The 14,154-nt window shown below is 66.6% G+C and carries 19 protein-coding genes; 12 read left to right on the top strand and 7 right to left on the bottom strand.

The features are described from left to right. Positions 1-45 precede the first annotated feature (45 nt). The 9 genes from ACFP3H_RS04385 to arfB all read left to right on the top strand — a co-directional run bounded on the left by ACFP3H_RS04385 (position 46) and on the right by arfB (position 7,117). On the top strand, positions 46-750 hold the full coding sequence (locus ACFP3H_RS04385; RefSeq protein ID WP_378599968.1) for a DUF1361 domain-containing protein: 705 nt from the start codon (positions 46-48) through the stop codon (positions 748-750). A 90-nt stretch (positions 751-840) separates the two neighbouring features. Next, positions 841-1,872, top strand: a complete 1,032-nt coding sequence (locus tag ACFP3H_RS04380; RefSeq protein ID WP_378599966.1) for a DUF6670 family protein — start codon at positions 841-843, stop codon at positions 1,870-1,872. A 75-nt stretch (positions 1,873-1,947) separates the two neighbouring features. Beyond that, positions 1,948-2,280, top strand: coding sequence for a winged helix-turn-helix transcriptional regulator (locus tag ACFP3H_RS04375; protein ID WP_378599963.1), 333 nt, complete (start codon positions 1,948-1,950; stop codon positions 2,278-2,280). Positions 2,281-2,323: 43 nt separating this feature from the next. Continuing rightward, positions 2,324-2,905 (top strand): carboxymuconolactone decarboxylase family protein, encoded by a 582-nt coding sequence (locus tag ACFP3H_RS04370; protein ID WP_378599962.1) that lies wholly within the window; start codon positions 2,324-2,326, stop codon positions 2,903-2,905. A 4-nt stretch (positions 2,906-2,909) separates the two neighbouring features. Further along, the gene (locus ACFP3H_RS04365) at positions 2,910-3,650 is read left to right on the top strand and encodes a hypothetical protein (protein WP_378599960.1); all 741 of its coding nucleotides are present in this window, start codon (positions 2,910-2,912) and stop codon (positions 3,648-3,650) included. Positions 3,651-3,831: 181 nt separating this feature from the next. Further along, on the top strand, positions 3,832-5,337 hold the full coding sequence (locus ACFP3H_RS04360; protein WP_378599958.1) for a SulP family inorganic anion transporter: 1,506 nt from the start codon (positions 3,832-3,834) through the stop codon (positions 5,335-5,337). A gap of 89 nt (positions 5,338-5,426) precedes the next feature. After that, the gene (locus ACFP3H_RS04355) at positions 5,427-5,984 is read left to right on the top strand and encodes a hypothetical protein (RefSeq protein ID WP_378599955.1); all 558 of its coding nucleotides are present in this window, start codon (positions 5,427-5,429) and stop codon (positions 5,982-5,984) included. Further along, positions 5,981-6,538 (top strand): hypothetical protein, encoded by a 558-nt coding sequence (locus tag ACFP3H_RS04350; RefSeq protein ID WP_378599952.1) that lies wholly within the window; start codon positions 5,981-5,983, stop codon positions 6,536-6,538. The genes ACFP3H_RS04355 and ACFP3H_RS04350 overlap by 4 nt, the downstream gene beginning before the upstream one ends. A gap of 150 nt (positions 6,539-6,688) precedes the next feature. Next, on the top strand, positions 6,689-7,117 hold the full coding sequence (arfB, locus tag ACFP3H_RS04345) for an alternative ribosome rescue aminoacyl-tRNA hydrolase ArfB (RefSeq protein ID WP_378599950.1): 429 nt from the start codon (positions 6,689-6,691) through the stop codon (positions 7,115-7,117). A 5-nt stretch (positions 7,118-7,122) separates the two neighbouring features. Here arfB and ACFP3H_RS04340 read toward each other — a convergent pair whose 3' ends face one another. Beyond that, a complete protein-coding gene (locus ACFP3H_RS04340; RefSeq protein WP_378599947.1) occupies positions 7,123-7,803 on the bottom strand; it encodes an AIM24 family protein in 681 nt (226 codons plus the stop codon). Between the two features lie 333 nt (positions 7,804-8,136). On the opposite strand from ACFP3H_RS04340, the gene ACFP3H_RS04335 reads away from it, so the two are divergent. Beyond that, complete coding sequence (locus tag ACFP3H_RS04335) at positions 8,137-8,454, top strand: hypothetical protein (protein ID WP_378599945.1); 318 nt, start codon at positions 8,137-8,139, stop codon at positions 8,452-8,454. 111 nt (positions 8,455-8,565) lie between these two features. Here ACFP3H_RS04335 and ACFP3H_RS04330 read toward each other — a convergent pair whose 3' ends face one another. From ACFP3H_RS04330 to ACFP3H_RS04320, 3 genes are all read right to left on the bottom strand, one after another. After that, positions 8,566-8,994 (bottom strand): hypothetical protein, encoded by a 429-nt coding sequence (locus tag ACFP3H_RS04330; protein ID WP_378599942.1) that lies wholly within the window; start codon positions 8,992-8,994, stop codon positions 8,566-8,568. Between the two features lie 73 nt (positions 8,995-9,067). Then, complete coding sequence (locus tag ACFP3H_RS04325) at positions 9,068-9,808, bottom strand: VOC family protein (RefSeq protein WP_378599940.1); 741 nt, start codon at positions 9,806-9,808, stop codon at positions 9,068-9,070. Positions 9,809-9,841: 33 nt separating this feature from the next. After that, entirely contained in the window at positions 9,842-10,792 is a 951-nt protein-coding gene (locus ACFP3H_RS04320) for a TauD/TfdA dioxygenase family protein (protein ID WP_378599937.1), read from the bottom strand. A gap of 61 nt (positions 10,793-10,853) precedes the next feature. Here ACFP3H_RS04320 and ACFP3H_RS04315 point away from each other — a divergent pair, with 61 nt between their 5' ends. Next, a complete protein-coding gene (locus tag ACFP3H_RS04315; protein WP_378599935.1) occupies positions 10,854-11,441 on the top strand; it encodes a TetR/AcrR family transcriptional regulator in 588 nt (195 codons plus the stop codon). Between the two features lie 58 nt (positions 11,442-11,499). Here ACFP3H_RS04315 and ACFP3H_RS04310 read toward each other — a convergent pair whose 3' ends face one another. Both ACFP3H_RS04310 and ACFP3H_RS04305 read right to left on the bottom strand, forming a co-directional pair. Then, positions 11,500-11,796: a hypothetical protein gene (locus ACFP3H_RS04310; RefSeq protein ID WP_378599932.1), complete on the bottom strand. Its 297-nt coding sequence runs from the start codon at positions 11,794-11,796 to the stop codon at positions 11,500-11,502. 282 nt (positions 11,797-12,078) lie between these two features. Continuing rightward, the gene (locus ACFP3H_RS04305) at positions 12,079-13,155 is read right to left on the bottom strand and encodes an epoxide hydrolase family protein (RefSeq protein ID WP_378599930.1); all 1,077 of its coding nucleotides are present in this window, start codon (positions 13,153-13,155) and stop codon (positions 12,079-12,081) included. A gap of 101 nt (positions 13,156-13,256) precedes the next feature. Between ACFP3H_RS04305 and ACFP3H_RS04300 the strand changes: the two genes are divergently transcribed. Next, positions 13,257-13,712 (top strand): MarR family winged helix-turn-helix transcriptional regulator, encoded by a 456-nt coding sequence (locus ACFP3H_RS04300; RefSeq protein WP_378599927.1) that lies wholly within the window; start codon positions 13,257-13,259, stop codon positions 13,710-13,712. Here ACFP3H_RS04300 and ACFP3H_RS04295 read toward each other — a convergent pair. Further along, positions 13,709-14,152 (bottom strand): methyltransferase domain-containing protein, encoded by a 444-nt coding sequence (locus tag ACFP3H_RS04295; protein ID WP_378599925.1) that lies wholly within the window; start codon positions 14,150-14,152, stop codon positions 13,709-13,711. The two genes, ACFP3H_RS04300 and ACFP3H_RS04295, sit on opposite strands and share 4 nt — an antisense overlap. Positions 14,153-14,154: the final 2 nt, after the last annotated feature.

Here is a 14,154-nt window from a genome sequence, read left to right as displayed (position 1 = left end):
GCGCTCCACACCGTCAGATTGTCGGGGTGGCGTTAGATTGCTGGGATGAAGCCCGGTGAACTGCTATTGCTCCTCACAGCAGCTCTGAACGCCTATGCGCTGCTGCTGATCTATCTGCGGTCGTGGTTGTATCGGGTTCCGGTGTATCGGCCGATGGTGCTCAATTTCTTCCTGTCGCTGCTGCCATTGGCGATCCTGGCCGGGGTCGTCGTGGTGACCGCCGTCGTGCATCTGATCGCCCCGATCTGGGTGACCATCACCGTCGGTGCGGCGGGGTTGCTGGTGTGGTTGCTGGCTCTGCCCAATTCGAGCTATCTGATCACCGAACTGAACCTCAACCATCGACGCGAGGATGATCCGGTGCCGCTGTGGTACGACATCGTCGCGGTGCTGTCGTTCGCGATGTCGGGTGTGGTCAACATGGTCGTCTGCGTGTTCGTCGTGCAGCTGGGCTTCGTCATCGCCATCTTCGGCGACAGCGACAACGCGGCCATGCGCGGCGGTTGGGCGCTGCTGTTGGCGGTGCTGATCATCGTCGCGGTGTCGGTGGGCATCTACCTGGGTCGTTACCTGCGATTGAACAGCTGGGACGTGCGCTCACCACACCGCCTGTGGGCCAAGGTGCGTGAGCACTTCGATTCCGTTGCCGCGCTGGGTAATTTCGCGCTTTTCTGCGTGTGCCACACGATTTTCCTGTGGCTCATGTACAGCCTGATCGTCGGCCCGCTCATCGACGCGGTAGCGGGCTAGAGTCCGACAAGGACCGCCCGGATCCCCCGGGCCAGGACGATATTACTGCCAGGTAATATCGCCGCAGGTTGTCGAATGAAGGGTGGGGCGATGGGTGCAGTGGAGCGTCTGGTCGCAGTGGTGAACCGGACCGGTCGGGTGAACGGGCTGCCGTTCGATGCCACCGAATCGATGGGTCCGCCGTCGGGGCGCCGGCGCAACTGGGTGCACTACGGGGTGATGGTGCCCGATCTGCCCGAGCCGCACCGCTCGTTCGGGATCATGTCGATCGTGGGCACCCCCGGCGTCACGATCTTCGCCAACGATCACGCGATCACCACCACCCCCGCCGATACCGCGTACACCTCCTCGGCGACCGCGTCCATGTCCGAGGGCCAGTTCCTCGTGCACAGCATCGAGCGCGACTGCGACTTCGCCGCCGACGGCAGCCACCTGCGCTACGGCGAGGACCTCGTCATCGACGGCACCTTCCCGCACTTCACCGTGCGCCGCACCCATCCCGAGGTCACCGTCGAACTCGAGATCGAGGCCACCGACAAAGTGGCCCACTTCGCGAATATCCCTGGGCTGTACCGGCATTGGAGCCTGCTGGCGACCTACCGGGGCCATATCGACGCCCGCGGTGAGCGCGTCGAGGTGCAGGGCTTGTGCACGGTCGAACACGCCGCCGGTGTCGGCACCCACAGCCTGACCGCCTCGACCCGCCCCAAACTGCCCGCGAAGTTCTTCACCTACCAGATCCTCAACCTCGACGACCGCACGCAGGCGCTGCTGGTCCAAGTCCTCGGCCCCGCCGGGTTCCCCATCCAGAAGGCGGTCTACCTGCGCTCCCTCGACAGCTACGGCGGCGTCTACACCCGCGGCTTCGACTTCCGCGTCCGCGAATACGAACCCGAACCCCGCCGCACCCCCGACGGCCGCACCATGCGACTGCCGAAGGCCCTGTCCTGGCAGGTACTCGACGACGAGGGCCGCGACCTGCTCACCATCGACGGCACCGTCGGCGGCGACTACTCCTACGGCCTCGGCGCCGGTTTCGTCGGCACCTACGACTACACCGGCACCTACCGCGACCGCCCGATCACCGGCCGCGCCTACCTCGAATACATCGACTGCCGCTGACGATCCATCGCAGCCGAGACTGCGGGCCGGACGCGGTTGTCCGGCGCCGGTTTCGGGCCTGGCTACAGTTGTCGCATGGACGAGCTGCGCCCCGGTGTGCCGATTCCGACATCGTCGACCGGTCGGCCTGTCATGGTTCTGCTCGATCTGCTGGGCCGGCGTGCCGCGCTGCGGATCCTGTGGGAGCTGTCGCAGGAGTCGCCGATGACGTTTCGGGCGTTGCAGACCGCGAGCGAGACCAATCCCGGAGTGCTCAACACCCGGCTGAAGGAGCTGCGAGCCCTGGACCTGGTCGAGCACGGGGAGGGCGGGTACCGGGTCAGCGTGCGTGGCGCGGAGTTGTCGGAGATCCTGCGGACACTGACGACCTGGGCGTCGAACTGGTCGGATCTGCCGAACGAACCCTGACACGGCGCTATTAATTTCATAGCGAGTCGCCTACACTTCCATCATGACTTGCTACGAAATCAATAGCGCCCGGATGGCTGCCGCCGACACCGAGCTCGATCCCGACATCACCGCCGCCATGGACGCGGTGATGCGGGGCCGCCCGCCCCTGCTGCTGTTCACCACCCTCGCCCGAGACAAGCGCCTGTTCTTCAAATTCTTCTCCGGCGGACTGCTCGACCGAGGACACCTGACCCTGCGCCAGCGCGAGATCGTCATCGACCGAACAACCGCGCTCTGCGGCGCCGAGTACGAATGGGGCGTGCACATCCGAGGGTTCGCCGCCGCCGCGAACCTGACGAACGCGCAGATCACCTCGCTGGTGCACGGTGACGCGGAAGACGACTGCTGGACCGACGAGGACGCCGTCCTGCTCCGCACCGCCGACGCGCTGCACACGAACGCCACCCTCGATGACGACACGTGGACCGAGCTGGCCCGATCCTTCAGCGACGAAGCCATCCTCGAGATTCTGCTGCTCGCCGGGTTCTACCGAACCACGAGCTACCTGGTGAACAGTCTGAAACTGCCACTGGAACCGGGCTCGGCGAAATTCGAGAACTATCCCTATGGCCGAAATCGGTGACACCATGAGCGATTCCACGACCATGCACCTGAAACCGCGGGAGAACGGGCCACGCGGCATGTCGAACGGCGGATTCGCCTGCGGCAGCTTCGCCGGGGTCGTCGGCGGCACGGGCCGGGTGCGGTTGCACGATCGAGTGCCCGTGGATGTCCCGCTGTCGGTGGCCGACGGCACCCCGATCACCGTCTCGCACGGCGCGAAACTGCTCGCGACAGTCGAAGCCACGGCGGCGTTCACCCTGGACCCTCCCGTCCGACCGACCATGGCCGAGGCCGAGCGGGCCCGGCACGGACATCCGCTGCGCGGTGTCCGCCACCCGCTGTCGAATTGCGTTGTGTGCGGGCCGGAACGACACGACGGGCTGCGCGTGACACCGGGACCCCTCGCCGACCATCCAGAGGTCCTGGCCAGCCCGTTCGTCCCGACCGCTGCCTACGCCGTGGACGGGATCGTCCGCCCCGCGGCGGTGTGGGGAGCGCTGGACTGCCCCAGCTATCCCGCCGCCGCACTACGCACTCGACGGTTCTGCCTGCTCGGCAGCATGCGAGCCCATCAGGTGCGCCCGATCTCGGTCGGTGAGGAACTCGTCGTCGTCGGCTGGACCACGCGCCAGGGCAGCCGGTCGGTCCACACCGCGTCGGCGATCATCGACCGGACGGGCACGGTGGTCGCTTCCGCGGACGCGGTGTGGGTGGCGCTACGGCACCAGTGGCTCATTCGCACGATGTCGTGGTTGCGGTCCTGACCACCGGTTTCGACGGTGCGCTGCCGCCGCGTGTGCCGTCGAACCCTGCCTTCGCGTGAGGGTAGAGTTGCCCGTCTAGTCCTCGCTGATGCACGTCTGTCGCGTTCAGCCCCAATGACCTGTCCGTCGATTCGTCGCGGCCGGGTGCGTGTCGACGCGTGATGTGTGAAGGGGAATTCCGATGGTGTCGCCGACACATCGACCCGCTGATGAAGGCTCGGTCCTGGCCGCGCTCCGCAGCCCGAAACGTTTGCGCGTCGAAGTGCTGGGCGGGCTCGTGGTCGCGTTGGCGTTGATCCCGGAGGCGATCTCGTTCTCGATCATCGCCGGCGTGGACCCGAGCGTCGGGCTGTTCACCTCGTTCACGATGGCGGTGACGATCGCGATCGTCGGCGGGCGCCGGGCGATGATCTCCGCCGCGACCGGAGCTGTCGCGCTGGTCATCGCGCCGTTGGTGGCGGCCCACGGCCTGGACTATCTGATCGCCACGGTGATCATGGCCGGGGTCACCCAGATCGTGCTCAGCGTGGTCGGGGTGGCGCGGTTGCTGCGGTTCATCCCGCGCAGTGTGATGGTCGGGTTCGTCAACGCGCTGTCGATTCTGGTCTTCGTCGCGCAGCTCCCGCACCTGATCGGCGTGCCGTGGCTGGTCTATCCGATGGTCGCGATCGGCCTCGCGATCCTGGTGTTGCTCCCCAAATTGTCGACCGCGATTCCGGCGCCGCTGGTCACGATCGTGGTGCTCACCGCCGCCACGCTCGTGTTCTCGCTCACTGTGCCCGATGTGGGCGACGAGGGCGAGTTGCCGTCGAGCCTGCCGAGCTGGCTGATCCCGAACGTCCCGTTCACCCTGGAGACCTTGCGCGTCATCGCCCCGTACGCGGTGGCGATGGCGCTGGTCGGGCTGCTCGAGTCGTTGATGACGGCCACGCTCGTCGACGACATCACCGACACCCCGTCGAACAAGACCCGCGAGGGCTGGGGCCAGGGCGTGGCCAATATCGTGAGCGGGTTCTTCGGCGGCATGGGCGGGTGCGCGATGATCGGCCAGACCATGATCAACGTGAAGTCCTCCGGCGCCCGCACCCGGATCTCGACCTTTCTCGCCGGGATGTTCCTGCTGATCCTGGTGGTCGGGCTCGGCGATGTGGTCGCGGTGATCCCGATGGCGGCGCTGGTGGCGATCATGATCATGGTCTCGGTGGGCACCATGGATTGGCACTCGGTCGCACCGAAGACGTTGCGGCGCATGCCGATCGCCGAAACCACGGTGATGCTGGTGACCGTGGCCGTCACGGTCGTGACCCACAATCTCGCCTACGGTGTGATCGCCGGTGTCCTGACCGCCATGGTCGCGTTCGCGCACCGGGTCGCCCATTTCACCGAGGTCGACATGGTGTCCGAGCACGACGGCGTGGTCGGCACGCGCGTGTATCGGGTGCGCGGGGAATTGTTCTTCGCTTCCAGCAATGAGCTGGTCCACCGGTTCGACTATGTCGACGACCCGGACAATATCGTGATCGACATGTCCGACGCGCACATCTGGGACGCCTCGACGGTGGCCACCCTCGACGCCATCACCACCAAGTACGCCGCCAAAGGCAAAACGGTGCGGATCGAAGGATTGAATCCGTCCTCGGAGGCCCGCCACGATCGGCTGTCCGGGCACCTGGTCGGCGGGCACTGAGGCGGGCGACACCAGCGGAAACACCTCTGCCGTTTGGGAATCGGTTTTCGAGGCATTACCGGGATAACAGGCTCGTAGAAGGAGAACTTGTGAATTCCGGAATCCTGGTAGTAGTCATTGTCCTTGCGGCCGTCCTCGTCGGTGCGGCCTTCCTGATTCCCCCCTACCTCCGTCGCAAACGGTTGCGCGACCGCTTCGGTCCCGAATACGACCGGACCCTCGAGCAGTCCGAAGGGCGCCGCGCCGCCGAACGTGAACTGGTGCAACGCGAACGCAGGCACAGCTCGCTCGAACTGCGGGAGCTGGCCCCCGAGCGCCGGGACGAGTTCACCGCGGCGTGGGCGCGCGTGCAGGAACGTTTCGTCGACGAACCCGCCGACGCCGTCCGCGAAGCCGACCGTCTCGTCACGACCGTGATGGGTGAACGTGGTTACCCCACCGAGGGTTTCGACCAGCAGGCCGCCGATCTGTCCGTCGAGCACGCGGCGACGCTGGGTCACTACCGCGACGCCCATGACATCGCGGTGAAGCACGCCGACGGCCGGGCCAGCACCGAGGATCTGCGGACCGCGATCGTGCACTACCGCGCCCTGTTCCTCGATCTGACGAACGGCCACACCACGCACACGAAGGATGTCGTCTCATGAGCACCGAATACGACCGCGCCGAAACCGATTCGCGCACCGATGATTTCGTCGACGATCGGGTCACCACCGGCAAGCACGGTGATCACCAGGTGATCGACGCCGAGGTGGTCGGGCGGGACACCACAGCTGCCGATGGCACCGTCGTCGCGGGGACCGCGGATCAGCCGGGCTACCGCGCCGACGGAACGGCCGACCGCGCCCGGCCTGAACCCGAGATCGCCCCCGGCACCGACCGCGGACCGGTCGCGCACCAGGAAGCCCCGGCCGTCGAGGCCGAGGACGACATCATCCCCCTGTTCGACGAGCAGTCCCTCGAACACCTGCGCGGGCGCTGGCGTGATCTACAGGGCGAGTTCGTCGACGACCCCCGCGACGCCGTCGCCAAGGCCGACCACCTGGTCGCCGAACTCATCCACGAACTCACCAGCACCTACGCCGACCGCAAGGACATCATCGCGGACCGCTGGTCGGAAAGCCCCGACACCGAATCCCTGCGCCGCGCCCTGCGCAGCTACCGCGCATTCTTCAACCAACTCCTGTCCCCCACCGCCTGACCCCCGCAGTCCCGGAACCGTACGAGCCCACGCTCGTACGGTTCTGTCATGTCCGGCGCTCGGTGGGTGTCGATGGCCCGCTCGACACGATCATCGCTATCGTGAACACCGAGGTATCGGCTTGGAAATCGGAAAGAACGGCGTCGGATCATGGCAGAGGACCTGACCGTGACCCGGTCGCTGGTGATACCGGGTTCGGAGTTGCGTGAGCGGTTCTCGCGCTCGTCCGGGCCGGGTGGGCAGCACGTCAACACCACCGACAGTCGGGTGGAGTTGTCGTTCGATCTCGCCAACTCGGCATCGGTGCCGGAGTGGTTGCGCACCCGAATGCTCGATCGGCTGGCCAACCGCCTGGTCAACGGGGTTCTCACGGTCACCGCGTCCGAACAGCGGGCCCAGGTGCAGAACCGCGCGACCGCCCGCGAACGCCTGGCCGCGCTACTGCGCGACGCCGCGGCCGCCCCGCCACCGGTTCGTCGAGCCACCAAGCCCTCCCGTGGCGCCAAGGAACGTCGCATTTCGGCGAAGAAGCGGCGCGGGGTCACCAAACGCAACCGCCGCGCCTCCCCGGACGACTGACGCCACTACTTCGTGCCCGGCGCCCCGAAGGTGAATTCCGAGGGTTGCAGGATGATGAAGCCCGCGCCGACGAACCGCACCTGCGCGACCTCGCCGGACCCGCCGCGCAGCATCGATCCGAAACTCTGGGTGCGCACGATGGAAGTCTGTAGGCCGGCCGACCACCCGATCAGGGCGTCGGAATCGGCGAAAACCGGTTGCTGGGGGCTGACGGGGATGACGATCGGTTGACCGTGGCTGCTGATCGCCAGCCGACCCTGTCCCTGGAAGACACAGTTGAACAACCCACCGCCGACGAAACCGCCTGCCCCGGACACCATTTGGATGTCGTAGCCGAGGGTGGGTTCGTAGACGAGAATGTGTTTTCCGTTGATCGAGAGCGCGTCGCCGGGATCGAGGTCGATCAGGAAACACTCGGCGGCATTGTCGGCGAACCACACCTCACCCTGCCCCCGGCAACTCATCAACGGCACGCCCTCCCCCGTGGCGAACCGCTTGACCAGATTGCCCAGCCCCTGCCCCTTGACCTCGAACGAGAACTGCCCGCGATACCCGATCATGGAGCCCTGGCGGGCATAGACCTCACCGTCGACACACGCTTTCACACACCGCGAGTGCTGCAACGTGATGCCGAGCTGGGTGGCCGGCTGGGCCGTGTTGTTCGCGTGGAAGATGTCACTGCGCATGCGCGTTGGCGCTCCTGACCGATCGCGGGTGGAGCCTGTCGAGGCCCCGGGGCTTGCCGCCCGGGTGAGGTGGCCCGCGCGGTCACCCCACGATACCGACCGCCGAATCAGATCCTGCGGCAAGATATTCGACGTCGCCGGGTACTCGATGATCCGAATCGGGTCGATCCCGAATTATCGATGGGGCAAATGGTTCGCCACTCATCGGATCCCGCCGTCCACGCGGGCGAATCCACCGATCAACAGCGCATTCGGGCACCCGAACGAGCAGCACGAGTAACGTTTCCCACCTGCCAGCGATCTTTTGGACAACATCGATTTCAGGAGGTTCGGATGCTTTCTGCTAGGAGACTCGTCGCCGGCGCCGCTGTCGCCGCCGCTACCGCCACCGCCGTGATCGCCGGTGGCGGCACCGCCCAGGCCGACGTCCCGGTATGGCAGGCCAACTGCCACACCTACAACATCTTCAACACCGGCGCTATGGCCAATTGCGAACTCCCGACCTGGCATCAGGTGAAGCTCACCTGCGTCGCCTGGCCGGTCCCGTTCGTCTACTGGAAGTACGGCCCCGCCCAGTACGGGCAGAACCAGTCCTGGGCCAGTTGCGATTCGCTCAACGCACTGGTGGGAATCGAAGTCATCCAGGCGTAAGTCGACCGGGTCGAGATCTCGACACTCCAGAGGTAGCCGACTGCTGGAGTGTCGGGGTCTTCACCTGTACGGCGCCGAATCCTGAACGCGGCTTCGACATCGGCATGCGAGCTAATCGACGAGAAACGGATTCTGCGCTTCGGTGCACAGGGTCCACCGACCTCGCTCTTTCAGAAACGAGGTCCAATCGAGCCGTTTGCCCTGGTACGGGCCGGAGCTCTGCGGTGAACCGCGCTCGTCATACGGTACGCCGCCGACCGCGTGGACACCGTCGATCTTGATCTCGCGAAGTTCGCTCGGCTGCGCGAAGATTCGCAGGTCCTCGGCTGTTATGGCGGGCATGGCGTCACAGGCCGACGATTGCCAGGCGCCGACGTCGTTGCGCGCCGCCGCATCGTTCACTCGCGCCCACAGCGCCTGGATCTGCTGCTCGTCGGTTTCCTGGTGCGTTTCCTCGGAACCGCACGCGGAGAGCGCGATGGCGAGGAAAACCATTCCATACCGAATGCGCGCGGTACGGAATGCCAACGGTTTCACCATGATTGAAGTATCGGCCGCCCAGGTGTGTGCGTCTGTCATGCGAACGACGGACAAGTCGTGGTCGAGCTGAGGGTCAGTCGCGCGGTGCGAGGACGCGGAACTCGGTGCCTTCGGGGTCGGCCATGACTGTCCACGGCACCTCGCCTCGACCGATGTCGATCTGATGGGCGCCCAGTGATTCGAGCCGGGCTACCTCGCCGGCCCGATCCTCGCCGGGGTAAGGCATCACGTCGAGATGTAGGCGTGTCCAGACGGTGGGTTCTCCTGTGCGGCGGACGAATTCGAGGTAGGGGCCGACACCCGCCGACGATCGCAGTCGGGCGATGTCGTCGCCCACCTCGTGGATCGTCCAGTCGGTGGCCGCGTCCCAGAATCGGGCCAGCGCGCGCGGGTCCACGCAGTCGATCACGATCGCCGCGACAGGTCCGGTGTCCCGGTAGACCTCGCGCGGTTCCAGAACACAGAACGCATTACCCTCCGGGTCGGCCATCACCGTCCACGGCACCTCGCCCTGCCCGATATCGATGCGTGTCGCACCGAGTTCCGTCAGCCGCGCGACCGTGTCCGCATGATGGGCGATCGAGGCGGTGGCGAGGTCGAGATGCACGCGGCACTTCACCGATTCAGGCTCGGCGACGGTGACGACATCAACGCACACGGCACTGGCATCGGGCCACCCGAACCCCACCGGCTCCACCTTCGTCACGCCGGTCCCCGCACTGGACACACCCCACCCGAGCGCATCCGCCCAGAACCGCCCCAGCGCTCGATCCTCGCGAGCCGTGACGTTCACCTGGACCAGCCGCGTCGTCATGCGGCCGATCCTAGGCAGGCCCACCGACAAAGATCAGCGGGTGGGGCGGGGGCCGGTGATGGAGGCTCGTTCGACGGTGCGGCGTTGGGGCCAGTAGTCGCTGGCGGCGTAGTGCTGGACGGCGCGGTTGTCCCAGAAGGCGACGGTGTCGGGGCGCCATGTGAGGCGGACCTGGTGTTCGGGGTAGTCGGCTTGGCGGGCGAGGCGGTCGATGAGGGCGCGGCTGCGTGGCTCGTCGTAGCCGACGATGTAGTCGGTGAAGATGCGGTTGACGTAGAGGTGTTTGCGGCCGGTGACGGCGTGGGTGGCCACGACGGGATGCTGCACCGACGGGTTCTGGCGGCGCATTTCGGCCTGTTGTTCGGGGGTGGCGCGGGAGCCGAAGACGCGGGTGAAGTCGTGGACGGCGTCGAGGTCCGCGATTTCGGCGCGGGTGTCGGCGTCGAGGGATTCGTAGGCGGCGTACATGTCGGCGAACAGGGTGTCGCCGCCGATCGCGGGCACTTCCACCGCGTGCAGGATCGCGCCGAGGGAGGGCTTCTCGCGCCAGGTGACGTCGTGGTGCCAGGCGTTCTCCACGCCGACCATCTGCGAATCCTTCTCGAACCGCACCAGTTCGGGGTGCTCGGCGCTGGCGGTGAGCGCGGGGTGGATCTCCAGTTCGCCGAAACGCTGCGCGAAACCGACGTGCTGGGCGGGGGTCAGCGGCTGATCACGGAAGAAGATCACCTTGTAGTCGTGCAGGGCGCGCCGCAGTTCGTCGATGACCTCGGCCGGCTGCTCGACGGTGAGGTCGATGCCGCTGATCTCCGCGCCCAGGGTCGCGCCGACCTGTTCGGCGTCGAAGTGCTGCCAGCGCAGCGCGGCCAAGCGTTCGCGTTCGGCGCGCAGGTGGGAGAAGGGGCCGACGACGAGGGGGTATCCGCCGGGCAGCGGGAAGGGGCGCACGGCCGGGCTCTCGGCCACCGCGGTTGATTCGGACACTCGACTCTCCTCGTCTTGTGTAGTCGTTCGACTACAGGCCTGCGAGAGTTACTGTAGTCAGGTGACTACACCGGCGTCGACGAATCGAATCGCACCGATTCCAATTCCCACCGGTCGCGACGAAGTGCGCGCGGCCGTCCTCGCGCACGCGGCCGAGCTGTTCGCCGAACGCGGCCCCACCGCCACCTCGGTCCGCGATATCGCCGACCGCGCCGGCATCAACCACGGCCTCGTCTACCGCCACTTCGGCGCCAAGGAAAACCTGGTCGCGGCCGTCCTGGACCACCTCGGCGACCAACACGGACCACGCGCCGACCTCACCGGCGACTCCCCCACCGACCCGGCAACCCGCCTCCACCTGACCGTCCTCGCTCGCTGCCTGCTCGACGGATACCCGGTCGGGCAACTACAGCAACGGTTTCCGATCATGAGCGCACTGGTCGAACGGGCGGCCGCGGCCGGTGCCGACGAGCAGGCAGCCGCGCTCGCCGCCGCCAATGCCGCGGCGCTGATGGTCGGCTGGGAACTGTTCGGGCCGTTCCTGCGGGCGGCGACGGGGCTCGAGGACGTGCCCGAAGAGCAGCTGCGCAGGGACGCGAGTGCCAGAGCCGCGCGAATGCTGGACGCGGGCAACGCCATTCGAGAGTGACACGCGCGATCCGAGTCGTCGCGAAAGGTTCGCGACGCTCGGTCGAGTGCGCGACAGGTCAGCGGGTGGCGCCGGTGAGGCCGGTCATCACGTCGCAGAAGGCCAAGACGTTGGCTCCCATGATCGCCAGCACGGGGATCAACAGGGGTTCGTTGTCCATGTACCCGGCCCACTGCTGCGCGATCTGGCCGCACTCGTCGACGTCATCGGGTGCCGACGGCGACGGATTCGGGGCGGGCGTGCGCGGCGTGATCAGCAACTCGTCCAAGGGGCCGGGGGCGCAGCCCGCTTGCGCCATGCTGATGCGCAGCGCCCGGATCGATTCGAAGATCGCGGGAGCGGTTCGCACGAACATCGCGGGCTCCTGTTGGCTCAGCGAGAGCAACTGACCCTGGATCGTCGACTCGAGTACGGCGCATGATCTCTCGTCGGCGGACGCTGTTCCACCCGAGATACCGATCAGACCTGCGGCCGCTGTCACGCTGATACAGACAGAAATTGTTCGAATCCTCATTGGCACATCCTCGAAACTGCCGATCATGGTGGTATCGAACACTTTTGGTTCGATCACTCGGGAATGTACAAGCGGCGGAGTTCGGGCACAGTCGGCCGATCGACCGACACGGCTACCGCGATCTCACTCGATCAATCCCGAGAAGAACCGGCGGATATCGGAGGCGAGGAGGTCGGGGACTTCCATGGCGGGGAAATGGCCACCTCGGTCGAATTCGGACCAGTGGGTGATGGTGTGGAGGCGTTCGGCCAGGGGGCGGATGGATTGGGTGATGTCGTGGGGGAAGACGGCCACGCCGAGGGGGACGGGGCAGGAGGTGGTCGCGCGGGGGGATTCGCGGTGCAGGCGCGCGGCGGAGGCAGCGGTGGCGGTGAACCAGTACAGGGAGACGTTGGTGAGGAGTTGGTCGTCGGTGACGGGAGTGCGGGGGTCGGTCCAGGCGGCGAATCTTTCGGCGATCCAGGCGAGTTGGCCGATGGGCGAGTCGGTCAGGGCGTAGCCGATGGTTTGGGGAGTGGTGGCTTGCAGGGCCTGGTACGGCGGCCGGTTGGTCATCAGGTGGCGGATCTTGTCCAGGCGGGCCTCGTCGGCGGCGGAGAGTTCGACGGTGGGGTCGGGGCGGGTGGGCAGGTAGTTCACGTGGACGCCGAGCACGTGGTCGGGGGCCTGGGCGGCGAGGGATATCGAGATACCGGAGCCGAAATCGCCGCCCTGGGCGCCGTAGCGCTGGTAGCCGAGGCGGTGCATGAGTTCGGCCCAGGCGCGGGCGACGCGGGCGATGTCCCAGCCGCGTTCGTGGGTGGGACCGGAGAAGCCGTAGCCGGGGATCGACGGGATCACCAGGTGGAAGTCGGCGGAAAGGGGCTCGATCAGGTCGAGGAATTCCAGGAACGATCCGGGCCAGCCGTGGGTGAGGATCAGGGCCATGGCGTCGGGTTTCGGGGAGCGCAGGTGGACGAAATGGATGTGCTGGCCGTCGATTTCGGTGGTGAAGTGGGCAAGGTCGTTGAGTGTCGCCTCGTGGGCGCGCCAGCTGTAGGTGGTGCGCCAGTGGTCGGCGAGTTCGGTGAGGCGGGCCAGCGGGAAGCCGTAGTCGGGTCCGGCGTCGGCGAGTTCGTTGGGCCAGCGGGCGTGGGTGAGGCGGTGGTGCAGGTCGTCGAGATCGGACTGGGGGATCTGGATGCGGAAGGGCTCGATCATGGGGGCGACTCCTCGGCCGGAAACCGTTCGGATAATAAACGTTTGTGCGACCAACGATAACGCGATCGTTGGTCGCACAAACGATTTGTTAGGGTTGTCACATGGAATCCGAGTCGAGCCCCGCCACCTGGGCGAATCTGCCCAGCTGGTTGCTCACCCGCACCGCCGACCACGCGCACCGCCTGGTCACCGAGGGTTTCGCGGCCGCCGACGCGCGCGGCTACCACTACCGACTGCTGGCCACCCTCGCCGAAGCCGGGCCCGCCAGCCAAGCCGCCCTGGGCCGACGCGCCGGCATTCACGTCAGCGACATGGTCGCGACAGTCAACGAACTCGCCGAACGCGACCTCGTCGCCCGCACCCCTGACCCCGAGGATCGCCGCCGCAACATCATCACCCTGACCACGGCAGGCAAACGCCAACTCCGCCGCCTGGAAAAGCAGCTCGCCCGCACCCAGGACGAGCTGCTCGCCCCACTCTCCCCTACCGAACGCGACGACCTCACCGCACTGCTGGCCAAACTGCTCGACCACCACGGTCGCCCCACAGAGAACTAGACCCGGCACACCACCATCTCGTTGCCGCCGCGCTGGAACTCGTAGTCCACCTGCACAATTCGGCTCGTGACCCCGGACCGTGCGAGCTCGGCGAGGAGTTCGTCGAGCTGGGGATACCGGTGCGCGGAACCGACAGGCATCAGCGGGAACAACTGGATCTCCGAACGCGTGACCCGGGCCAGTTCGAGGATGGACCGACGATGGAAGTCGTAGTCCAGGTCGTCGGCGTAGCTGAACAGCAGATGCGAGCTCAGGACCAGGTCGAAGCTGCCGTCGGGGAACGGCAGGGTGGGTAGCGCGGCCGGGACGTAGTGCTGCGGCGAGGTGCGGGCGTGCGCGGTGAACCGCTGCGCCGACCGGTGGCGGATCAGGCGGTGCTCGTCGGGATCGGCGAAGAAAGTCCAGTCTGAGACATGGTGGTCCTTCCATTCCGGGACCACCC

The organism is Nocardia lasii (genome assembly GCF_042658545.1).
GTDB classification, from domain to species: domain Bacteria; phylum Actinomycetota; class Actinomycetes; order Mycobacteriales; family Mycobacteriaceae; genus Nocardia; species Nocardia lasii.
The sequence above is the reverse complement of the archived record's forward strand: the minus strand, read 5'-3'. Positions and strand labels throughout refer to the sequence as shown.